The sequence below is a fragment of the Solibacillus sp. R5-41 genome, from assembly GCF_002736105.1.
GTDB lineage: Bacteria > Bacillota > Bacilli > Bacillales_A > Planococcaceae > Solibacillus.
Genome location: NZ_CP024123.1, coordinates 626,666 through 650,593 on the forward strand (window position 1 = coordinate 626,666; position 23,928 = coordinate 650,593).

The following is a 23,928-nucleotide window of genomic DNA, read 5'->3' on the forward strand; positions in this document are numbered from 1 at the left end:
GGATTGACCCCAAAAGTATAGACAAATAAAAAAAGCATCTTCGATTGAATTCGGGTTTAGATACCTAAAATTCAATTAGGAGGTGTTTTTTTATGGGAACAAGAGTTAGTTATCCTTACGAAGTGAAAATGAAGGCTATTGAAATGCGATTAGCGGGTGTACCAACGAAACAGGTTTTAATGGAATTAAATATTCGGAATAAAACCCAAGTGGATACATGGATGCGTTGGTATAAAAACGGAGAAATACATCGATTTGAACAACCTGTAGGTAAACAGTATACCTTTGATAAAGGACCGGAATATGAGAATGAACAAAAAAAATTAGAAGTGGAAAACCGTTATTTAAAGCAACAGATTGAGGTTTTAAAAAAGTACGCAGAGTTGGAGAGGAAGTGGTTGGAGAAGTAGCTGTACAGTTAGTAGAGACACTGAAAGAAACAATGTGTGTGAAGGATATATGTACACACTTAGGGATTGCACGATCTACTTATTATCGTTGGAAACAGGCATCTACTGATGCAAGGTCTCGTCAAGCAATTGAGCGACGTATTGGTGAACTCTGCCGTGAACATAAATTTCGATATGGTTACCGGAAAATTACTGCGCTCTTACGTCGAGAAATATGTGTGAATCATAAGGTCGTACAACGTATTATGCAAAAATATAGTTGGCAGTGTCGAGTGAAAGTGAAAAAACGTAAACAAACTGGACAACCCTATTATATCGCAGCTAATTTATTGAATCGTGATTTTGAGGCAACGGTACCTCTACAGAGACTCGTAACCGATATTACTTACTTGCCATTTGGTCAGAAACAATTGTATCTTTCAAGTATTCAAGATTTATATAATGGCGAGATTATTGCTTATTCGATTGGTGATTGCCAAGATACTGATTTCGTGTTGAATACCTTATCCCAACTAGATAATTTGCCCGAAGGGTGTATCCTGCATAGTGACCAAGGCTCGGTGTACACATCTTATCGGTATCAATAAGCTGTTAAAGGAAAAGGCATTACCATGAGCATGTCCCGTAAAGGTACGCCCGCTGATAATGCCCCAATTGAATCGTTTCATTCTGCATTAAAGTCTGAAACATTCTACTTAGACAGTTTAAGGAATACTACGACTGCAATCGTAGAACAAACTGACAATGACTATATAAAGTATTATAACTATATCCGAATACAGGCGAAATTAAACAACCAGTCGCCGGTTCAATACCGACAACTGGTTGGATAAATTCTTTTTTGACCTCTGTCTTATATACGGGGGTCAGTCCCAAATGGTGGCTCAGGTTTTTTGGGTTTTTATTAAAAATTCACGAATAATTCAATGTTAAACCGTCTAATATTAGTTGTTCGGAATTACTTTCACTAAATCTGAGCGAACCCAAACGTATTGTGATGGTGGAACTTCGTCTGATAAAAGCTTGTACCATACGTAGCCATCATCGCCTGTCATTTCCTCTACAATGGCAACAGGATATCCAAATACGGCTGTCTCGCCAACATTTTTTGGCTGATACGTAAATACTTTAGTAGAAGTTGCTGACGCTTCTGCACGCGCATTGACTAAATCCCCATTATTTGCAACGAAGGCACGTTTTACTTGGTTGAAATCTTTTTGACCGAAACGACTGTCCATGCGGTACATATGCCCAGCAATTTTACTGCCCCAAAACGGATCAGATGCATAGTGAACGTTCATTCCTGCTGTTTTATTACCAGGAGCCGCGCCTTTTGCAAACTTACCTGATTGTGGTGCATAGTTTAAATTGACATATTGATTTAAAAACGCCATCACACTATCATCACGGCTTGGATAAGAAGTACCTAATGTCGTATCTGAATCATACACTTTAATGCCGAAAATATTGTTTTTCTCTAAAGAATTGACACTAATTCCGTAATCGCTCTCATGCATAGAAGCGGCTAAAATGAAGAGCGCATTGACATTATGAGAAGCCTCGACTTGTTTTAATAATGGTCCCATTCCAATTAAACGAGATTCAACCGTTGCATTTGCATAGCGCGCTAATCCAGTTGCTTGGCGTTCTGCGAGCATTGTCATAATGATCGAATCTAATTCTTCCGCTGTATAGTTTGAATGTTGACGTAACGTAGTAAATTGGAAATACGGGTAATGTGTACCCACTTTTTTCGTTAACAACACATCGCTATAGAAGTTAACTCCGTCTTGGCTATAGTAGTTAGTACCAGGTTTCATAAAGGCTGGTGCTTCACCAACGACATAATCCCCGTGATAAGCTTGTTTTATATGGTTGTACGTTTTATGTGTTAAAAAGCCTCCTGCTACATAATACGTATTTTGCCCTTTAATTAAGCTTGTAGGTGTTAATGTCACCTCATCCATTTTTGCATAGCCCTTCGTATCGGCAAGCTGGACGATCGCATATTTTTCAGTGTTGCTATAGTATTTTAGCTCCGAACCTTCTACTGCATATGTTAAGGATTTCTTAAACTCTTTATCTGCATAAATCGTAACAGTATTGGCAGCTGTGTCTGCAGCAGATGCAATTCCGCTTGGCATATTGACGATTTTATCCCCTTTAAAAATAAGCTGTGAGGAAGAGCTTTTTAGTGCTGACTCTGCTTGCTCATAATTAAAGTAAACAGTCGGATTTTTTGTGATTTCCCCATTTGACAATTTTCCAATATAATAACTATTTGAATTTGCCGGTGGTAGGGGCGGTGGTACTTCTGTTCCGTTTTCATCGCCGTCTTCTTCATCTACCCCTGCACCGTACTTCTCAATCGTTGTGTTCATCCGATATAAAAATGCAGAAGCGTGCGCAATTGTTGAAGAACCTTGTGGATCGAAATAAATCCCTTTAGACGTTTGTGAACCACGAATAATATTGTAGTATACACTTGTCGCAACAGCCGGTTTGAATTGGTCGCCTATTTTATTGTTATCTTTAAACGTAAGCGGTGCCCCTTCTAGCGGGACTTTCGAATAATTTAATGCTCTTTGTAAAAGTGCTGCCATGTGCTGACGAGTAATCTTTTCATTTGGTCGGAAAGTTCCATCAGGATAGCCACTTAAAATATTTGAGCCAGCAGCCGCTTGAATTTCAAGTGTACGCTCCTCGCCAGGCTTTAAATCTTTAAATACATGTGAAGTTGATGCTGGTAAATTAAGTGCACGCGTAATATAGGAAGCAAATTCCCCACGAGTAACGGCGCGGTTTGGATTGTAATTCCCCTTTGCATCTGGGCGAATGACGTCTAAATTTGCCCAATATGTAAGTTCGTGGACCATTAAATGCCCTTGTATATCATTTGCATACGTTTTCGACTGTGTTGAAATGGACAAGAATAGCATTGCTGCGATCGCGAGTCCGAATATTTTTTTGAACACAAATTCACACTCCTTTCAATCTATTAACATTTTATCAATTTATATAGTTGAATAATAGGAAAAATCTCATTCTTAAACAGATTGTAATAGAAATGAAACCTTATACTTAAGCATTATCCCTAGGTTTGGGATTTTTGGTCTGTATGTAATCGGATTTTAAATCGTATAGGGAAAAAGGGTTATAAGTTTTAAAAATACTTACAAATATTATAAATGTACTACTAAATTTGAGAGAAAATGTTATATATATGACAGATAGCTTTATTTTGAAAGATAATTATTATATAATAAATGTGAAATATTTGGTAAAAATAACGTACTAAACATCTAAAAAAGAGAGATAAGGGTGGAGAAACGTGGCAAGAGGACGCAAAGTTAACTCAAATGGAGAAAGAAGTAAACAATTATTATTGGAAAAGGCAGTTGAACTTTTTTCAACAAACGGATATCATCAAACGAAAATTAGTGATATTGTCAAGGCGGCCGATTTAACACAGCCGACATTTTATTTGTACTTTCAAAGTAAAGAGTCGCTATACAATGATCTAAATGAAACATTTCAACAAGGTCTAGACCAAGTTTTTTCAACTCAACCTTTACTTACGATGACAAATGACACCTCAACTCACACCATTCAAGAACACTTAAAACAAATTTTTGATTATTTCGTTAAGAATCCAAGTTTAACAAAAATAGGTTTCTATGAGGCCGAACAATCATCGGTGTTGAAGGAGCGAATTGTAACAAACTTAGTAGATGTTTTTGATACAGATTTCCAAGATTATGATGTTACGCAGCGAGTTGATAAGCATGTATTGGCGGAAAGTTTAGTCGGTTCAGTGGAGCGTTTAACACTTACGAATTTACTGACAAATAAATCAAACCCTCAACAGCTTGCAGAAGAAATTTCACATATTTATTTTTCAGACGCACGTAAATTAGTACGATAAAAAAGACTGCCACAACTTTCAAAAAGGGAGTTGGGCAGTCTTTTTCTTACTTATTCGCTGTTTGGATAGGTAAATAAATTCCTTGTTGCAATGTTTGACCGTTGTTGTTTTTATTTTTTGGATGAACAATTAACGCATATTCCGTCTTCGCTACTAATGGCTTTGCGGGCGTGACAACTAATTTATTACGCTCCATTGTCATCGTTGCTTGAACGACTTGACCGCCTAACTCCACCAATTCTACTGAAGGAATATGAATTTTGTCAGCGACTGGCTTGGAGAAATTCACTGTAAAAGGTTTTGTCACGTCCACATTTTTTAGGCCTTCTTGTTCTTTGTAATTAGTAAGCTTTGAAGTGATTGCATCATAATGTGCCCGGAACAATGGATTGCCTGTTGTTACAATGTTTGGTTTTACCCCAACGTTATTAATGACCGTATTCGCTGGACCAAGGAAATGTCCAATCGTTAGCTTTAAAATCCCGCCATCGGATATCTCATAAAATGCTTGCATCGAGCCTTTGCCATACGTTTTTTGACCGTATAAAGTTGCTGCCTTTTGATCTAGTAATGCAGCCGCAGTCATTTCAGAAGAACTTGCGCTTAACTGGTTGATGAGTACTTTCGTATTGGAAGGGAATTTCACCGCTTGTTGAAGTGCGCGAACATTGGAAATGCCTGTTGATTCTTTCAATTTATAAGCATTTTTCGTATTCGGGAACATCCCGATTAATTGCTCGGCTGCTGTAACATAGCCACCACCGTTATTTTGTAAATCTAAAATAAACGACTTCGCTCCTTGTTTTTTTAGTGTCGTAATCGCTTTTGAAATTAAGGAAGCCGTATCGTTTGAAAAAGAACTTAAAGAAATATAGCCGACATCGCCATAAAGTAATGCCGTTGTAACATTTGGTAACGAGAAGGCATTGCGAACAAGCGTCTTTTCTAAAATCGTACCATCCACACTTAAAAGCGTTAACGTCACATTTGTATTTTCTTTCCCTTTAATGAGGGAGCTCGCTTGGTCAATTGTCATCGGAACAGTAGAAGTACCATCCACCGCAGTAATCATATCCCCGACAACAAGCCCGGATTTCTGTGCGCTACCACCTTCAATTAATTGGGTAATCAAAATACCTGTATCTTTTTTTTCAAGTACTACCCCAATTCCTACTGATGTTAATTCAATGGCGTTAAGGTATTCTTCAAACTCTTCTTTTGTGAAGTAGGTTGAATAGGGATCAAGCATGTCCATAAGTGCTTCAATAGATGTAGCCTTGTCGACATTGCCATGAATATCTCCGACATATAAATCCTTGACTGTTTGCTTTGCTTCTTCTAACGGGCTTGCTAGTGTCGTAAAAGGAATCGTTAAAAATAAAATGAAAAATAATAATGCTGAAAGCTGTTTTTTTAACATAATTTCACCTCAAAATTTGGACTAGTATCTCTTTTATTATACTATGTCATTTCCTACCATTGCACAAATAATCACAATATAAACATTTTATGTGTTTGGTGCAAAAATAAAAAGGGCATTGAGTCATATACACTCAACACCCTTTTCAAGTAAGTATTCTTTTATGCTCAGTTTAAAGAGCACGCTATTCATGTTTTATTTACGTTTTGCGATGTGAATAATGTAGCCAATCACACCACCGATTAACGCAGGCACAACCCAAGCAATCCCTTGTTCATAAAACGGGAAGATGGACAGGAAGTTTTCATAGGCAGGAATGATTAGTCCAGTTTGCTTGATGCCATCATATAAAGCAACAACACCAGTGAAAATAAGTGCAACGCCATAAACGCTCGGTGCATGATTGAATAGGTTACCAAACAATGCAAAAATCATTAATACAATGGCAATCGGATAAATCGCTACTAATACGGGTAACGAAATATTGATTAAATCTTCTAATCCAAAGTTGGATACAGCAAAGCTAAATACCGCGAAAATTACTAAGTACGTTTTGTAAGAGATTTTCGGGAAAATTTTATGGAAAAATGTTGCGTTTGCTGAGAATAAACCTACTGAAGTCGTTAAACAAGCTAAAATAATCGTAGCTGATAAAATAATACTCCCAAAACTACCGAAAAGGGCTTTTGCAGATAACGAGAGAATCGCACCACCATCGTTGTGGAAGCCAATTGTATCGACACTAGTTACACCTAAATAGCCAAGTGAAACATAAACGAAGGCTAGACCGAGAGCAGCAACAATACCAGCGAAAATCGTAATTTTAATTTGCTGTGCTTTTTGTGTAATTCCGCGTGATACAAGTGCCTGTACAATAACGATCCCGAATACGAGTGACGCCAGCACGTCCATCGTTAAATACCCCTGAATGAAGGACTCGCCAAATGCGTTATTAATGTATGCACCCTGTGACTCGCCAATTTCGCCCAGTGGTGTTAAGAAGGCCTTCGCAACAAGTAAAATAATTACAAATAGTAGGGCAGGCGTTAAAAATTTCCCAACACGGTCAACAAGCTTCGTAGGATTAGAAGCTAAATAAAATGTTATTCCGAAGAAAATTAATGTTGTAATGAATAATGGAATCCAGCTTTCTTGTGCAGCTCCTGAAAGGAATGGAGCAACGCCGATTGAGTAAGAAACAGCGCCTGTACGAGGAATTGCAAAGAAAGGTCCAATGGATAAGTAAACAATGGAAGTGAATATTATGCCGAAATATGGATTAACACGGCCGGCTAACACTTCCAAGTCGCCTCCATTTTTTGCTACAGAAATGATCCCTAAAAGAGGTAATCCAACCCCTGTGATTAAAAAACCAACCATGGATACAAAAATATTTTCTCCGGCCATTTGACCTAAAAGTGGTGGGAATATGATGTTACCGGCTCCTAAAAATAAAGCGAATAACATAAATCCAACCGCAATATTGTCACGGAAAAAGCTCGTATTGCTCTTCATTTCGATAAAACTCCTTTTAGTTCGAAAAATTAAAACTTTCAAAAAATTTAAACCTTATCACAATAGATTATACTATCATATAAATACTAAAAGTGAAAGGTGTTATATTATTTTTCGATAACAAATATTGGGATTTCAGATATAAATGCTATTAATATCTTAATAATTGATAGAAAATTCACTATTAATACAAATTTTATTGTGGAATATACCTTATGGCATGTTGTGTTAATGCAGTATTCTTCGGTAAAATAGGTATAGAAAAAATAATTTACATAATAGTAAGGAGCTATCATCATGCAAAATAAATGGAAAACACTACTATCAGGCGCACTATTTACATCTGTATTTTTGGTTGCTTCTCATGTCGACGCAGCTACATATACCGTGCAAAAGGGTGATAACTTAACAAAAATTGCAACAGCTCATAATACGACAGTCCAACAGTTGAAACAATGGAATAAATTATCTAATGACAGCATTTTCTTGGAACAAAAATTAATTGTTGCAACGCTCGATAAAGTACCGTCAAACCCAGTAGATAAAGTAAATAAACCAATTGCAAATAAAACGCAATATTATACCGTTGCAAAAGGTGATAATTTAACGAATATTGCTAAGAAATATAGCGCGACCGTTTCTGATGTGAAAAAGTGGAACTCATTAGATTCAGATGCGATTAAAGTAGGACAAAAGTTAAAAATTCAGCAGGTATCGGCTAAAGATGAAGTGAATGTAGATGAAGTTGAGGATGTTGAGGAAGTCATTGATTTTAAAGAAACCGCAGATGAAGCGATTGCCAAGCAGTTAGGAAGTGAACAGGAAATCATTGCAACGATCACTTCTGCTTCAGAGCAAATGTACAATCAAGTATTAATGACTGCTAATCTGTCGCTAGGGGTTCCGTATGTTTTTGGCGGGAATACGATGGAAGGCTTTGATTGCAGTGGATTTGTTAACTATGCGTATCAACAAGCAGGAATAACAATGACACGTAAAAGTAGTTTAATGTATTTCCAACAAGATACGACAAAGGTAAAAGTACCGGTGCCGGGGGATTTAGTGTTCTTTAAAAATACAATTATCCCGAATATTTCACACATGGGTATTTATATTGGGAATGATGAATTTATTCACGCTGGATCTCAAGGGGTCACTGTTGCCAATTTAAAAACAAAATATTGGGCCGAACGCTTTGTCGCCTTCAAACGCCTAAATAACGTACAGTAATCTATTAAAAGATACATAGCTCCGATATCGAGGGGCTATGTATCTTTTTTTATTTTAGTGGGATTCAAATTGCGTCCTGTCTTATTGGTCTAAAGTATTACCTCGTGTGCTCCGGTCAGTCTAACTAGTCAAAATTGTATTAGAATACACATAAGAAAGCTCGCAACACAGAAATTTTATCCCCCCTTAGCACTGCGTAATATTACAAATGTTACAAAAATCGCGAAATGCGGTACTAATATTACAAATAAAACGAAATAAATTTGGAGAAAAAATGGTTTAAAAAGCGTAAACAGTGGGTATATGTAACGGATTGAAAATTATTACATTAAAATGTTCGCGTAACCGTATTGTTACACAAATGTAATGTTACAGTGTAGAATCGCGTGTTAACCTAAAAATAGTTAAGTTTTCAGAAAATTATTTTCAATATTGGGGGAACACGATGAATCATCTTAAAATAATACGTAACACATTACTTACTTTGGCTGCAGCATTTGTCCTTTTCTTCGCTCCAGTAGATGAAAACAAAGCTTCTGCATCAGCAGCATACTCAGTTGATGAGTTAAAATCAGTATCAACAAAATATTTAGGTGTACGCTATTCATATGGTGGCTCAAGTTCAAATGGTTTCGATTGCTCAGGCTATGTACGCCAAGTATTTAAAGAGGTAGGTATTACATCTTTAGATCGTACTTCTTCAGGCATGTACGGACAAGGTACAGCTGTTAAGAAGAGCGACTTGCAAACAGGCGACTTAGTATTTTTTAATACATCAGGTAAAGGTGTTTCACACGTAGGAATTTATATCGGCTCTGGTAATTTCATTCACGCTTCAACGAGCAAGGGCGTTGTCAAAACAAGCATCAATGATAAAGCATATTGGGGTAACAAATATGTAGGTGCAAAACGCATTGCAAACTTCTCTCCAGGCGTAGATTTAGCGGATGATGGAAGTGAAGTGGATAACACTCCAGAGGGCGAATAATATACATAGCACAATACACACTCCAGCCCAATCTTCCAGTCTATTATTAAAATAGGCTGGGGGATTTTTTTGATTGTAGGAGGGAAGGAAAGTTTATACCGAACCCAAATTGCATTCGCATAGGTAAATGGGATTTCCATATAAATTGTTATGTATATTGGAGATTTATTGTTCAGATAAAAAGAAAATGTAAAGTGGTGGATAGAAAATCGAAAGTGAAGAATAGAATAGCCATTCTGTCGGATCGCCGTAAAAATCAGCGCAGATACACTAACTAATAAACAAAACCCCCATCATTCTAAACAAATGATGGGGGTTTTGCACTTTATTGAAATTCTATTGAGGTACACGAGCCGTCCAACGTGATAAATCAATACCTTTCACATTCACTAAATCAGCTGGGAAAATGAATGTCCAAGGCTTCGTTGTATTAGGTTGTACAGATAATACCGGGTCAAGCTTAAATGAACCATTTGCAACAACAACACCACGAGCATCAACAATTTCAAGTGGTAGCTGCTCTAAGTTAATCGCTTTGTCATGACCATTACGGATGAAAATAGAAGCATTCAAGCTCTTATCATTATTTAATTTCGCCTGTAAGCCAGTGAAGTTTACTTCTGTTTTCCCTAGCTTCGGTAAAGTTTTTACGATATCAGCTAATTTCTCTTGTTCTTCTTTTGGCAGTTGTTTTTGCCAAGTTTCATCAAGATCTAACTGATGGCCGCGTAATGATAAAAGGTTGAATGAGATTTTCCATCCTTCTTCAGGCATCTCTTCCGCTGTAATTGAAGCTGTTGGGAAAGTGAAAATCCATGGACGCGCACTTTCAGCTGGGATAACGCCTAAATCTTTAAAGTTAAAATAGTGAGAAGCTAAACGATTATCGTCCTTGTCTAAAATTAAAAGCTCGATATCTCCAAGCTCGATCGCCTCTGATAAAGAAGAACGGAAAAAGGCCTTTACGCTCCAGCTACCGTTTACAGGGTTTGGTTCAATATTAATGGCAGATAATGATAATTGATTTGGCTTTAAAGGTGCTAAATCATTTGCTAAGAAGTTAAATACATATTGCTGCTCTTGTGGCACGTTCCATTCTGGGTGATAAGAAAGTTTTGTAACAACATCACGGTTTGCATCATTTTTAGAAGCATTTCCTTTAGTTTGTATAATTGATTTCGAATCGATTGCGCTATCTTTGCCGACTTTATCGCCTTTTTTAAATAAATCAAATAAACCCATGTTTTATTCCTCCACGTTCATCTTTAAGTTTTTCATAAATGTGACAAGCTCTTCTACAATACCACGACGAAGTTCTTGATAGTTTTTCCCGAATAGTTCTAATCCTTCGCGTTGGTAAATACGCATTGGATCTTCTTGTTGATAGTGACGCAAGCCGATGCCTTCTTTTAAGTGGGACATTTGTTCTAAATGTTTTACCCACATATTATTAATGAAACCAAGCATGACTTGAGGAATAGCCGCCATCATTTGTTCGTTGTCCGCAAAGCTTTCGACAACTGCTTTTAACTCTTTTACAGAAGGGTCAACAGCATCTAATAGCTTCGTAACTTTTGTTTCATCGCGGTCAATCGTAACAGGCGTTAAAAATAATGAGTTGACTGTTCTTTCCATCTTATCGAAATCCCATTCAGAAACATTTTTGTCCTCGGGTGCGTTATCTCGAACCGCAAAGTCAATTGTTTCATACATCATTCGAACTAGTAGTGGAAGAATATCTTCGTTTCTTAAAATGATATCGCGTAAGTCATAAACGATGCGGCGTTGGTCATTAATGACGTCATCCAGCTTTAAATTGTATTCACGCATAGCAAGGTGTGAACCTTCCACAATACGTTGTGTACGGTTAATTAGCTCAAGGACCTCTTTGTTTTCAATACGACCAACAACGTTTGTCGTCATTTTTTTACGGAATTTTTCTACCTCTTCTTTGGCGAAACGTTTGATCATATCATCTTCAAGAGAAAGGACGAATTGACTTTCACCATGGTCACCTTGACGACCAGAACGACCGCGCAACTGATTATCGACACGACGACTTTCATGCTTTTCTGTTCCAAGTACATATAAGCCACCTAAGTCTTCAACGCCATCGCCTAAAACGATATCGGTACCACGTCCGGCCATATTTGTCGCAACTGTAATACGATTTCTTTGTCCCGCTTGTGAAATTAATTCAACTTCCTGCTCAACCGTTTTCGCATTTAGGAGCTGGAAATCTAAGTTATGTTTCTTTAAATAGCTTGCCACTTTTTCAGATTGTAAAATAGAAGTTGTCCCGATTAAGACAGGCTGGCCTTTTTCATGTCGACGTATAACTTCTTGTACAACATGTTCGTATTTTTGATCCGTTGTTTCAAAGACTAAATCTGTTTGGTCAATACGTTTGCGTGGACGATTCGTCGGAATTTGAATAACGGACATCCCGTAAACTTCTAAAATTTCCTTTTCTTGCGTTTTCGCAGTACCTGTCATCCCTGATAATTTCGGGTACATACGGAAATAGTTTTGAATCGTAATTTGTGCTTGTGCTTTATTTTCTTCTGTAATCGTTACGTTTTCTTTCGCTTCAATCGCTTGGTGTAAGCCATCAGAAAGGGAACGACCTTCCATAATGCGTCCAGTGAACATATCCACAAGCTCAACTTTATCGTCACGAACGATGTAATCCACATCAAGCTCAAACATTACATGTGCACGTACTGCTTGGATGACGTAATGATAAAGCGTTTGGTGATCAAGATCGTATAAATTATCGATACCAAATGCAGCTTCAACCTTTTCGATTCCTTGATCCGTTAGGGAAGTCGCTTTTGTTTCGTCATCAAAATCATAGTCTTCTTCCATTTTGAAGCGCTTCGCAAGCATAGCTGCAATGCGGTGTAGCTCTTCATTTGCCCCCATTTTACCAGCGATAATTAATGGTGTTTTCGCCTCGTCGATTAAGACCGAGTCGACTTCATCAATGATAGCAAAGTGGTATGGACGCTGTACTTTATCAGCAATTGTGTATGCCATATTATCACGTAAATAATCAAAACCAAATTCCGTTCCGACACCGTACGTAATATCTGCATTGTACGCTTCTTTTTTAGCATCCGGCTCCATCATAGGAACGTTTAACCCAACAGTAAGGCCGAGGAAACGATGAATTTGTCCAATTTGCTCGAAGTCACGTTTCGCTAAATAATCATTTACCGTAATAACGTGAACGCCTTTACCTTCTAATGCTCGGACGTAAGATGGAAGAGAGGCAACTAATGTTTTCCCTTCACCTGTAGGCATTTCAGCGATATTTCCTTCTACTAGGACAAGCCCCCCGATTAATTGCACATCAAAATGGCGCATGTTTAAGACACGTTTTGAGGCTTCGCGAACAACAGCAAATGCATCAGGGATTATGGCTGTCAGTTCTTCACCTTTTTCTATACGTTCTTTAAATTGAAATGTCATATTTTGAAGCTCTTCATCCGACATCGGACTATAAATCGCTTCTAGTTTATTAATTTGTTCAACAGTTTTGTAGTATTTCTTTAGCTCTCGAGCACTCGTTTGCTCTTGATTGCGTTTAAAAATTGAGAACATGATTTTACGCTCCTTTAAAATGGCCTACTTTCATTTAGTAGACACTAGATTATTTTATCAAACTTTGTCTAGAAAGACCACCAGACGTTAGGGAAATATAAGAAAGTGTAGGAAATAGGTGTAGATTTTTTTAAATTATTCCAGCAGAAATCTCCTCGTTTTCTAAGCGGCGAGATAAATGCGGATTTTATTTCTATATTTTATTTATAGGACATGGTATACTTATGTTGAATACAAATGTAGATTTCATCAATTATGCCTCTGTATAATTGTGTCCGGTATTGGCCGGAAGAAGTTAAAACTATTTATTTTAAGGAGGATAGACATGATTTATGTGTCTTTAATCGTGGCGTTTTTAGCGTCCATTTTACTTACTCCGCTTGTGAAGCGTTTAGCTATTCGTATCGGTGCAGTGGATGCGCCAAACTATCGAAAAGTACATGCACGTATAATGCCGCGCCTTGGTGGACTGGCAATTTACGGTGCGTTTATGATCGGAATTATTTTATTAAAAGTTGTGACGGATTTTCAAAGTGATTATTTATATGCGATTTTAATTGCCGCATCAATCATTGTATTGACGGGTGTTATAGATGATATGCGTGAAATTTCTGCAAAGGCAAAGCTACTTGGGCAAATTGTTGCTGCGTGTATCGTTGTATTTGGCGGGGGGATTCACATTCAGGAGATTAACCTGCCATTCGGTGGGGAATTAACATTTGGATGGTTAGGCATTCCTTTGACGATTGTTTGGATTATCGGCATTACGAATGCGATTAACTTGATCGATGGTTTAGATGGTCTTGCAGCAGGTGTTTCGACAATTGCGTTAATAACATTAGCAGTAACTGCCATGCTTTTGGGGAATGGAATTGTAATTGCGATGGCGGCCATTTTAGCTGCGGCAACAATTGGTTTTTTATTTTTCAATTTCCACCCAGCGAAAATTTTCATGGGGGACACAGGCGCGCTATTTTTAGGATTTATGATTTCAGTATTAGCCCTTTTAGGATTTAAGAACGTTACGGTTATTGCTTTTGTTATCCCAGTGATTATGTTAGGTGTTCCAATTTCGGATACATTCTTTGCGATTGTACGTCGATTCCGAATGAAGCAAAAATGGTCGGATCCAGATAAATCACATTTACATCACCGTTTATTAGATTTAGGATTCTCGCATCGCCAAGTTGTATTATTAATTTACGCAATGGCAGGGATGTTCGGTTTAGTTTCGATCATCTTCTCAATGTCGAGTGTTTGGGGTGCAATCCTCATTATTACAGTATTGCTCGTAGCAATTGAGTTATTTGTAGAAATTATTGGACTAGCAGGTAAAAATTATAAACCTTTATTAAATTTAGTAAGAATCTTTAATAAATAACGAAAAACCGCTCACATTTTACTACGTGAGCGGTTTTTAATTTCGTAAAAGCTAACAATCAGTGGGGATGAAGTAAATTCCCCACGCGCTTCCAAAAAAAAATACCCTAAAGATTGGACTAATAAAGACTTTTCTTTAGGGTGTTTTTCATTTCATTATTGTACGCTGTTATTTGAATTATGTTCGGTTTGTGTGTGTTCAACATCTGATGAAGAATTAGAATTATTATCTGAAAGCTCTGTTGAATCAGGGATTAAACCAAGATGACTTTGTAAAATGTTTTTCGTTTCTTCTAACGATTCGTCCTTGAGTTTGTAATAATAAACCCCTGTTGACATATCATCGTAGCCTTCTAATGTTAATGTATCGATGCGTGGCATACCGTTTGATAAGTAGCTAAAGAATGATTTCATTTCATCAAAGGTCATGTCCGTTTTCATATTGTTGCCGACTGCCTCAAGTATCGCATCATATTTTGTAATGGAAGTAAATGATGCCGCTTTTGATGCAATTGCTTTAATGATTTCTTGCTGACGTTTACCACGTTCAATATCGCTATCTAACTTACGTGTACGAGCTAGAGCAAGTGCTTCACTACCATTTAATGTTTGTAATCCTGCCTCTAACTTAACCGTACGCTTATCGAACTCATCTAGCTCATTCAGTTTATATGGAACTTCTACTTCGATCCCACCTAAAGCATCCACGACATCGATAAATGCATGGAAATTCATACGTACATAATAATCGACTGGAATATCGAATAATTGCTCAACTGTTTCAATTGTTGCTAACGTACCGCCGTAAGCATGGGCGTGGTTAATTTTATCACGATAACCTACATGTGGAATGTAGACGTACGAGTCACGGGGAATACTTAAAAGTTTCACCGTTTTTGTTTTGTTATTTAATGTAGCAAGTAACAGTGCATCTGAACGAGAATGTTCTGCACCTTGTCCGCGTTTTTCACTGTCATCAACACCTAAAAATAAAATGGAAACATTATCTTGGGCAGGCTCTACTTTTACTTCACGATGCTCTGGAATTTCACGTTGATCAATTTTTTCAAAGGCACTGTCTGCAGCATGCTCAGCTTTTTTTGTTAAATACATCCCATAAGTGGCCGCGCAAATAAGGAACGATGATGCTAGGATTAGTGAAACTTTTAAAATAAGCGAAAGTTTTGATGAACCTTTTGCTTTTTTATGTTTACTTTTCATATTGATTCTCCTCTAGTTTAGGAATAATAGTATATCTATAATTGAGTAATTAACTTGCTTCAGCAGAAGTCCTCCACTTCTATAAGTGGGGAATGAATACCAAGTATGGCTATAATTCAGTGGGGGTTCAAACCCCGGCTGAATAGTGGAACTCTGGATAAGCAAAGGCTAAAACGTCACGTCCTGTGACAACGCCTTTGTGATCAACGTCGTGTTGACCCGCGTCCTGCGGCAACGCTTGAGTGACCAACGTCCTGTTGGCCCAAAGCCCCCGGTTGATGTCGCAGATTTTTAAAGGAGTTTTTAGAGCAAGCTCGAAAAAAATCTGGACGCAATTACGCCGAGGCGTAATTGATTAATCTGTAAATTTGCAATCTAATATATTATACTACTAGGAACTTTGAACGTAAATTAAAAGATGTCTATTAACCTCGAAGAAACTCGATAAATTGTGCATCTCCACGAGTTGTCGAAGCTTGACCGTTTGTGAGCTCCGTCATCCATTCGATAAATTTTTCTTCCTCTTCTTTCAACACAAAAACAAAAATTTCAACATTTTCGGCATAATCAATCGTTTGCAAGCTGTAGTGAGAGTCACGAATTTCATTTTCGACTTTGCCAAGCCAACCATAATCAATTGTGACTTTCATTAAATAATGCAATTTTCGTTCTACGACTTGTGACGCAATAATTCCCTCTGTTGTCGCTTTTCCATAGGCACGGATGAGGCCACCCCCACCGAGCTTAATCCCGCCAAAATAACGTGTAACAACAACAACTGTATCTTTAAGACCTTGTTTTTTTAGTACTTCTAACATAGGAACGCCGGCTGTGCCACTAGGTTCCCCATCGTCATTGGCCTTTTGGATGTGGTCGTGCTCTCCAATCATATAGCATGAGCAATTATGAGTTGCATTTGCGTGAAGTTTCTTTATTTTGTCGATAAAAAGAAGTGCTTCTTCCTCAGTTTCAGCACGGTCAATATAGGTGATAAAACGTGACTTTGAGATGATTATTTCAGACTCACCATAGCCTTTGACAGTAAAATAGTTATTTCTCATTATGAAATCTCCTTTAATTTACATGAAATGACTTAATTTGTAGTTACAAAATAACTTAAAAAATGTTTTAATAATGTTATAATAGTTAAGTATTATAGTATAAATTGAATAAAAAGATAGAGTTAACTTGTTTCAGCAAGGAACAAGTTAGCGCCCCGGCGGAGGTCATAGATTTTTAAAAGGAGCTTTTTCAAGCGTGCTAGACAAAATCTAGACTAGAGTTCGTTGAGGTGTTATTGATAAACATTCAATAGTATGAGGGTGGGAAAAGCATTGTTTCCGAATGATAAAATCGATATAGCCTCGCTGGATGTAATTTTTAATCGAATGTTAGAAACCATTACTAATTCTAAAGATGATATTTTTATTATAAGCGAACAAAGTCGTAGGAACTTCGAAAATATGCAAAACGAGCTCGAAATTGTCCGAAAAGAAATTAGTATACTAATTGATGAAAGTGATAATTTAGAAAAAATGTTGCAAATATCTCGCCAACGACTTGCGATTGTCAGCAAAACTTTCAATGATCAAACAGAAGAACAAGTACGAGTGGCCTATGAAAATACGAATAAAATACATTTGGAAGTATTGCTTTGTCGTGAACGTGAAGGGCAATTAAGAAATAAACGTGACGATTTAGAAAGACGTATGAAAGCACTTTATGATACGATTGAACGAGCGGACCACATTGTAAATCAAGTAAATGTAGTAATTAATTATTTGACGACCGATTTAAAAGATGTTAGTGCAGCATTAGAGCAAGCGAAAATTAAGCAAGATTTTGGGATTCGTATTATTGCAGCTCAAGAGGAAGAACGGAAGCGTTTATCTCGAGAAATTCATGACGGTCCAGCGCAAATGATGGCGAATGTTTTGATGCGTTCCAACTTAATCGACCGTACTTACCGTGAAAAAGGAATAGACGCCGCACTTCAAGAACTGAGCGATTTAAAAATGAATGTCCGCAATGCTTTATACGAGGTAAGACGGATTATTTATGATTTACGACCAATGGCACTTGATGATTTGGGCATCGTCCCAACATTGAAAAAATATTTATCTACTGTTATGGAATATAATCCAGAGGTCGATATACAATTTGTATCGTATAACAATGAACATCGAATTTCCTCAAATTATGAGGTCTCCATTTTCCGATTAGTTCAAGAGAGTGTGAATAATGCTTTAAAGCATGCTAACCCTCGTGTCATTACGGTAAAACTTGAGTGGCTACGCAACCATATTAATATCGTTGTCAAAGACGATGGCAGTGGCTTTAATATGGAAGATGTGAAAGAAGATTCGTTTGGGATTCTTGGGATGAGAGAGCGGATTGATTTATTAAAAGGATCTATTGAGATTAATAGCTCAGTTGGTAACGGAACATTGATCATATTCAAAGTTCCCTACCCAAATAATAATGAAGGAATCTTATCTTAATTCAGTCGCCTAAACGCCGACTGAATTAAGATAAAGCACCCGGCGGATGAAGGATTTTGAAAGGAGTCAATTGTGCAAGCACAATTCAAAATCCTGACGCAATTATGCCGAGGCATATTTGATAAATGGAAACCAAGCAATGAGAAATCAAGGAGGTAGAAAAATGACGAAAATTATAATTGTGGATGATCACCAATTATTCCGTGAAGGCGTTAAGCGAATTTTAGATTTTGAGGATTCGTTTGAGGTAGTAGCAGAGGGCGATGATGGCTCGGATGTAGTAAGCCTATACGCTAATAATTTACCAGATGTTTGTACTGATGGATATTAATATGCCTAGAAAAAATGGGGTAGAAGCAACAGCTGATTTAGTGAGCGAATTTCCAGACGCGAAAGTAATGGTTCTTTCCATCCATGACGATGAATCGTATGTAACACATGCATTAAAATCAGGTGCATTAGGTTATATGTTAAAAGAAATGGATGCAGATGAAATCGTTGATGCAATTAAGGTGGTTTCAAACGGAGGTTCTTATTTACATCCGAAAGTAACGAAAAACTTAGTTGCAGAATTCCGCCGCTTATCTGAGCATGAAAATAAAGGGAATTTCCACCAAACAGAAATTCGCCGTCCATTCCACTTACTAACTAAGCGTGAATGTGAAGTATTGCAATTATTAACAGATGGTCAATCAAACCGTACAATTGGTGAAACATTATTCATCTCTGAAAAAACGGTTAAAAACCATGTTTCAAGCATTTTACAAAAAATGAACGTAAATGACCGTACACAAGCCGTTGTGACAGCGATCAAAAACGGCTGGGTAGAAGTACGATAATTTTAGAAAATAGCCAACTTAAAATAAGAAGGCATGAAAATAATTAACCAGTAGATGGACGAATTGTCGTTTGTTTACTGGTTTTTTGTTGTTCGGGCGGAAAATATCAGTAGTACTTATGGGCAAACAGATAGAATTAGATAGGTGATGGATAGAATACCAAATGTGACGGATAGAACAACATTTCACACAGAGCTCTGCGAAAATTCACAAAAATAAGGGACAGTAGACTTTTGAAATGGGGGCTTTTAGATAAAAATATTAATTTTCCATCCATTAAGGAAACACATTCTAAAAAAGTTCGTCATATATTTCTGTCTACACACAAGTCCTTATATCTTTATTCAGTGGATGTTCAAATACCCACTGGACGCAATTCCGCCAAGGCTTATTTGATCACATAGGATTTTTGATAATTCTATGCTAAAATGTTTTCCAGGAGGGTTATACATCTATGAAAAAATGGTTTATAGCAGTAATATCACTACTTGTACTCACGGCATGTGGGAATGAAGAAATAGAAGACGAAACAGTTGGCTTTGAAATATTAGGGGACACGATTCAAGAAGCATCGGATGTTCCGGAACAAGAAAAAATTGAAATACTATCAGCTTTTGAAGATTATATCGCAGCTTTTAATGAAAAGGATTTAGAACGTTATAAAAACATTATTTCTAAAAATGCAGAAGGCTTTAAATATGAGGACGATATTCAGGCAATAACGGAAGTCTTTAAACAATATGATGTCAATCGTGTAGCGGAAGATGTGACGATTGTGAAATATAAAGAGGGAGAGGCACAAGTTTTTTCTACCTTAAAAACACAAACAAAAGAATTAAAAACAGGTGCTGAATTAGCGGGTGATGGCCGACAAGTAACGGTTTTTGTAAAAGAAGATCAATGGAAAGTTTCAAGTATTTACTATATTGGTAATGAATAAAAATTGACAGGCGTCTTGTATGTTTCATGCAAGATGTTTTTTTCATATAGCAAAATAAATTTGGGATGAAAATAATCAAGAATGGCTACGCATATTTTCATTCACAATTTTATAGACATACGGTAAGATAGTGAACATAGGAGAGTGGGAGAGTAATGAAGACTGCGGTTGTTACAGATAGTACAGCATATTTAACTAAAGAAGAACGCCAACAATATAATGTTCATATGATTCCATTGGGTGTAAATATTGAGGGTACAGTTTATGATGAAGAAATATCGATTACAGCTTCAGAGTTTTATGATCGTGTGCGCGGTGCAAAAGAGTTTCCGAAAACGACGCAGCCACCGATTGGTAAATTTGTAGAGATTTTTGAAACATTAGCAAAAGATTATGATGAGGTCGTAACACTGCATTTATCCAGTGGGATTAGTGGTACTTATCAAGGTGCAGTACAAGCCGGTGATATGGTAGAAAACATCAATGTTCACGCTTTTGATACAGAAATTGCTTGTTATGTACAAGGGTTTTATGTAAAAGAGGCCGCTAAGCTTGCTGCACAAGGCGCATCAGGGCAAAAAATTATGGCGCATTTAGAAGAGTTAAAAAAGACGATGGGCGCTTACTTTATTGTAGATGACTTAGGCCATTTGCAGCGCGGCGGAAGACTTTCGGCGGCGGCAGCATTAATCGGCGGTTTACTTCAAGTAAAGCCAATCCTTCACTTCCAAGACAAAGTGATTGTTCCATTCGAAAAAATTCGTACACGCAAAAAAGCATTACGAAAAGTAGAAGATCAGCTCATTTTAGCAATCGAAAAACATGGTGCATTACAGGCAACGGTTATTCATGGTAATTGTGAAGCAGAAGCGCGTGAATGGATGGAAACTTTAGCGAAAAGCTATCCTTCCGTTGACTTCACGTTAAGCTATTTCGGACCAGTAATCGGGACGCATTTAGGTGAAGGTGCCCTTGCTTTAGGTTGGTTAAAGAAATAATAGAAATGAACAGCAGTCACTACAATGAAATGTAGTGGCTGTTTTTTCAACCTAGATAACTCGCGATTTTGAAGGCTTTATCCTGGTAATCCTGAATAATAGACAATTATCATGCGTTAATGGACAATCGGCCTCCATTTATAGACAATTTACAGTCATTAATAGCCAAACCACGACCGTTAACGACCCCAATTTTATGTAGTTAATAGACAATCACTGATTTAATAGACAATTTCGCAATATTAATAGACATTTCCAACCATTTTATGGACAATCTAGCCACATCATTACCTGCAGAGCCAGCCTAACCCAATCCCACATTAATAAAAATCCCTAAATAAGAAAGGACCCCCAATTTGAACAAAAAAATAAAAACTCCTCCAATGACTCACCACTACAAAGGACTAATCGTTGAGCCGCAAATTCGAAATTTTTTCACAGGACGCATTTGGTCGCGCCGTGAAACACCCTTTCCTAAAGAAAAAATCAACACGTACATCCAACATCACTTTTTCGAAGTACTCCAAGCAGTGTTAGACAAGCCTGTACGACAATGTCGCCGCTGCTTAAACAAAAATAGCCGGAAATTCGTGTCATTTCATTGCGCAAAATGCCAAAAAATCTGCCATTATTGCCGCCATTGCATTACGATGGGGCGCATGTGCAGCTGTGATGAATTATTACTTTGGAAAAATGAACAACCCCAAAAAACAAACAAATCCCATACCTTTAACTGGCAAGGCCAATTAACGAAAAACCAAGCGCGAGCCGCACAGGAATTAACAGCAAGCATTCTACAAAAAAACAACCACCTGATTAGCGCAGTTTGTGGCGCTGGAAAAACAGAAATGCTCTTTCCCGCAGTGTTTGAAGCGTTGCAATTAGGCAAGCGCGTTTGCATTGCAACCCCTCGAACAGATGTTGTTCTAGAATTATTCCCACGTTTTCAACAAGTTTTCCCTAAAACGTGCATTCACGCTTATTATGGCAATGCGCCACAGCAACAAGGCTTTGCGCAATTAGTGCTTGCTACGACACATCAGCTGTATCGCTTTGAAAATACCTTTGATGTAATGATTGTTGATGAAGCGGACGCCTTTCCGTATACGATGGATGAAGCGCTCGAGCAAGCCGTCATTAAAGCGAAAAAGAAAGAGGGACCGACAGCTTATGTGACCGCAACACCTTCCGCAGCTTTATTATCGAAAAAAACAAAGGAGCGATGGGGCTATTCCTTTATTGCGCGCCGATTTCATGGGCAGCCATTACCGATTCCGACCTTTCAAGCCCTATGGAATTATGAAAAAACATTTCAAAAAGGGAAGATACCAGTGAAATTATTAAACTGGCTCGAGCAAAAACTAGCAAAACATGAACCATTCCTTATTTTCTTCCCTACAATTGATTTAATGGACAAGGCCATTCCGCTATTTCAACAAATCGATGCGTCCATTGCGAGTGTTCATGCGGAAGATGCTTCGAGAAAAGAGAAGGTATTAGAGTTGCGTAATGTACAAAGAAAAGGACTATTGACGACGACGATATTAGAGCGTGGCATTACGATAAAAAATGTACAGGTTGCCGTTGTTGGTGCGGAAAGTCCAGTTTTTACTGCAAGTGCGCTCATTCAAATTAGTGGTCGCGTTGGGCGGAATAAAGACTTTCCTAATGGCGATATTGTATTTTTTCATCATGGCATCACAGCGGAAATGGATTTAGCGAAAAAACGGATGCTCGATTTCAATAGACAGCCGCAATAGGAGGCGCGGATGCAACAAAAAATTACGAACTGCTTATTGTGTGAAAGGCCGTTACATTTAACATTTGGTTGGAAGGATTTATTTAAGAAGGAATTGCCTAAAACGATATGCCAACGCTGTGAAGAGAAATTTCAACGGATTGAGGAGCAGGAAGAAAATGAAGTGATTTCTTTATTTCATTATAATGAAGCAATGAAGGACTTTTTGCACCGCTATAAATTTTTACATGATGTCCTTCTTGCGCACGTATTTAATCAAACGCTACAGCACCATTTAATAAATGAAAAATCCATCATTGTGCCGATTCCTATGCATAGCGAAAGTTTAAAAAAACGAACTTTTGCCCATGTGGATGAATTATTAAAAGCTGCCCACATTCCTTTTGAACATCATTTAATTAAAGTAACTACGGAACAACAGTCTTTAAAATCTCGTCAAGAAAGGCTGCAAACCCCACAGCTTTTCGAAGTCATCGAAAATTCAAAAATAAGGAATCAAACTATTTTATTAATTGACGATATTTATACTACAGGGACAACGATGCAGCATGCTAAAAAGGTATTGGAGGAAGCAGGGGCAACAGATGTCCGTGCATTCACGCTAATTCATGGCTAGGAAATGAAAAACAATACCGTGCAATGATTTGTTTTTGATGTATAATAACAGCTAAATAATAGGTTCGAAATTGATGGGAGCGATAAATATGGCAGAGTTAAGAAATTGCCCTATGTGTGACGAGTTTTTTAATTACACAGGTTTACGGGAAGTTTGCCACAAGTGTGCGTTAAAGGAAGAAGATATGTATCAAGTCGTGTACCGTTTTTTACGTAAGCGTGAAAATCGTGCAGCGAATGTTGACCGCATAGAAGAAGCGACTGGGGTTGATCGTGATTTACTTTATAAATGGGTGCGAAAAGGGAAATTGCATCCAGCCGTATTCCCGAACTTAGGTTACCCTTGTGATAATTGCGGGCATTTGACGACAAAGGGTAAACTTTGCGAGGCGTGTCAGGGAAGTTTGAAATCAGATTTAAGAACATTTGAAGCGGCGAAGGATTTCCGCGACGAAATAGTTAACCGCGACCGTGGCACGTATTTGGCAGATAAAAGGAAAAGATAATCTCGAATCGAAGTCAATCATGGCTTCGATTTTTTCCTTTTTTTGTACAATTCAATAACTGGACGCAAGCATATA

The 23,928-nt window shown here is 37.6% G+C and carries 17 protein-coding genes and 2 pseudogenes; 12 read left to right on the forward strand and 7 right to left on the reverse strand.

From position 1 onward, the window contains the following. Positions 1-92 precede the first annotated feature (92 nt). A pseudogene (locus CSE16_RS02865) lies at positions 93-1,243 on the forward strand (IS3 family transposase). 111 nt (positions 1,244-1,354) lie between these two features. Here CSE16_RS02865 and CSE16_RS02870 read toward each other — a convergent pair. Then, positions 1,355-3,385, reverse strand: a complete 2,031-nt coding sequence (locus tag CSE16_RS02870) for an S-layer homology domain-containing protein (RefSeq protein ID WP_099422482.1) — start codon at positions 3,383-3,385, stop codon at positions 1,355-1,357. A 356-nt stretch (positions 3,386-3,741) separates the two neighbouring features. Between CSE16_RS02870 and CSE16_RS02875 the strand changes: the two genes are divergently transcribed. Next, complete coding sequence (locus CSE16_RS02875) at positions 3,742-4,335, forward strand: TetR/AcrR family transcriptional regulator (RefSeq protein ID WP_099422483.1); 594 nt, start codon at positions 3,742-3,744, stop codon at positions 4,333-4,335. A 46-nt stretch (positions 4,336-4,381) separates the two neighbouring features. Here the strand turns inward: CSE16_RS02875 and CSE16_RS02880 are convergent, their stop codons facing one another. Together CSE16_RS02880 and brnQ are read right to left on the reverse strand one after the other, a co-directional pair. Continuing rightward, positions 4,382-5,755 carry a S41 family peptidase gene (locus CSE16_RS02880; RefSeq protein ID WP_099422484.1) on the reverse strand — a complete coding sequence of 458 codons (1,374 nt, stop codon included), beginning with the start codon at positions 5,753-5,755 and terminating at the stop codon, positions 4,382-4,384. Positions 5,756-5,950: 195 nt separating this feature from the next. Next, the gene (gene brnQ, locus CSE16_RS02885; protein ID WP_099422485.1) at positions 5,951-7,270 is read right to left on the reverse strand and encodes a branched-chain amino acid transport system II carrier protein; all 1,320 of its coding nucleotides are present in this window, start codon (positions 7,268-7,270) and stop codon (positions 5,951-5,953) included. 297 nt (positions 7,271-7,567) lie between these two features. Here brnQ and CSE16_RS02890 point away from each other — a divergent pair, with 297 nt between their 5' ends. Together CSE16_RS02890 and CSE16_RS02895 are read left to right on the forward strand one after the other, a co-directional pair. Further along, on the forward strand, positions 7,568-8,500 hold the full coding sequence (locus tag CSE16_RS02890; protein WP_253896155.1) for a C40 family peptidase: 933 nt from the start codon (positions 7,568-7,570) through the stop codon (positions 8,498-8,500). 445 nt (positions 8,501-8,945) lie between these two features. Next, the gene (locus tag CSE16_RS02895; protein WP_099422487.1) at positions 8,946-9,488 is read left to right on the forward strand and encodes a C40 family peptidase; all 543 of its coding nucleotides are present in this window, start codon (positions 8,946-8,948) and stop codon (positions 9,486-9,488) included. Between the two features lie 336 nt (positions 9,489-9,824). On the opposite strand, the gene CSE16_RS02900 is transcribed toward CSE16_RS02895, so the two are convergent. Both CSE16_RS02900 and secA2 read right to left on the reverse strand, forming a co-directional pair. Beyond that, positions 9,825-10,730 carry an accessory Sec system S-layer assembly protein gene (locus CSE16_RS02900; RefSeq protein WP_099422488.1) on the reverse strand — a complete coding sequence of 302 codons (906 nt, stop codon included), beginning with the start codon at positions 10,728-10,730 and terminating at the stop codon, positions 9,825-9,827. 3 nt (positions 10,731-10,733) lie between these two features. Then, positions 10,734-13,094, reverse strand: a complete 2,361-nt coding sequence (secA2, locus tag CSE16_RS02905) for an accessory Sec system translocase SecA2 (protein ID WP_099422489.1) — start codon at positions 13,092-13,094, stop codon at positions 10,734-10,736. 325 nt (positions 13,095-13,419) lie between these two features. Here secA2 and CSE16_RS02910 point away from each other — a divergent pair, with 325 nt between their 5' ends. Beyond that, positions 13,420-14,475, forward strand: coding sequence for a glycosyltransferase family 4 protein (locus CSE16_RS02910; protein ID WP_099422490.1), 1,056 nt, complete (start codon positions 13,420-13,422; stop codon positions 14,473-14,475). Between the two features lie 155 nt (positions 14,476-14,630). Here CSE16_RS02910 and CSE16_RS02915 read toward each other — a convergent pair whose 3' ends face one another. Together CSE16_RS02915 and CSE16_RS02920 are read right to left on the reverse strand one after the other, a co-directional pair. Further along, a complete protein-coding gene (locus CSE16_RS02915) occupies positions 14,631-15,695 on the reverse strand; it encodes an LCP family protein (protein ID WP_099422491.1) in 1,065 nt (354 codons plus the stop codon). A gap of 425 nt (positions 15,696-16,120) precedes the next feature. Further along, positions 16,121-16,756, reverse strand: coding sequence for a YigZ family protein (locus CSE16_RS02920; protein ID WP_099422492.1), 636 nt, complete (start codon positions 16,754-16,756; stop codon positions 16,121-16,123). Between the two features lie 273 nt (positions 16,757-17,029). Between CSE16_RS02920 and CSE16_RS02925 the strand changes: the two genes are divergently transcribed. The 7 genes and pseudogenes from CSE16_RS02925 to CSE16_RS02955 all read left to right on the forward strand — a co-directional run bounded on the left by CSE16_RS02925 (position 17,030) and on the right by CSE16_RS02955 (position 23,853). Next, entirely contained in the window at positions 17,030-18,196 is a 1,167-nt protein-coding gene (locus CSE16_RS02925) for a sensor histidine kinase (protein WP_099422493.1), read from the forward strand. 163 nt (positions 18,197-18,359) lie between these two features. After that, positions 18,360-19,035, forward strand: a pseudogene (locus CSE16_RS02930) (response regulator). A 454-nt stretch (positions 19,036-19,489) separates the two neighbouring features. After that, positions 19,490-19,975 (forward strand): nuclear transport factor 2 family protein, encoded by a 486-nt coding sequence (locus CSE16_RS02935; RefSeq protein WP_099422494.1) that lies wholly within the window; start codon positions 19,490-19,492, stop codon positions 19,973-19,975. A 155-nt stretch (positions 19,976-20,130) separates the two neighbouring features. Beyond that, entirely contained in the window at positions 20,131-20,973 is an 843-nt protein-coding gene (locus tag CSE16_RS02940) for a DegV family protein (protein WP_099422495.1), read from the forward strand. A 356-nt stretch (positions 20,974-21,329) separates the two neighbouring features. Then, a complete protein-coding gene (locus CSE16_RS02945) occupies positions 21,330-22,733 on the forward strand; it encodes an ATP-dependent helicase ComFA (RefSeq protein WP_371514518.1) in 1,404 nt (467 codons plus the stop codon). A 9-nt stretch (positions 22,734-22,742) separates the two neighbouring features. Next, a complete protein-coding gene (locus CSE16_RS02950) occupies positions 22,743-23,348 on the forward strand; it encodes a ComF family protein (protein WP_099422496.1) in 606 nt (201 codons plus the stop codon). An 88-nt stretch (positions 23,349-23,436) separates the two neighbouring features. Continuing rightward, positions 23,437-23,853 carry a TIGR03826 family flagellar region protein gene (locus CSE16_RS02955; protein WP_099422497.1) on the forward strand — a complete coding sequence of 139 codons (417 nt, stop codon included), beginning with the start codon at positions 23,437-23,439 and terminating at the stop codon, positions 23,851-23,853. The last annotated feature ends 75 nt before the right edge of the window (positions 23,854-23,928 follow it).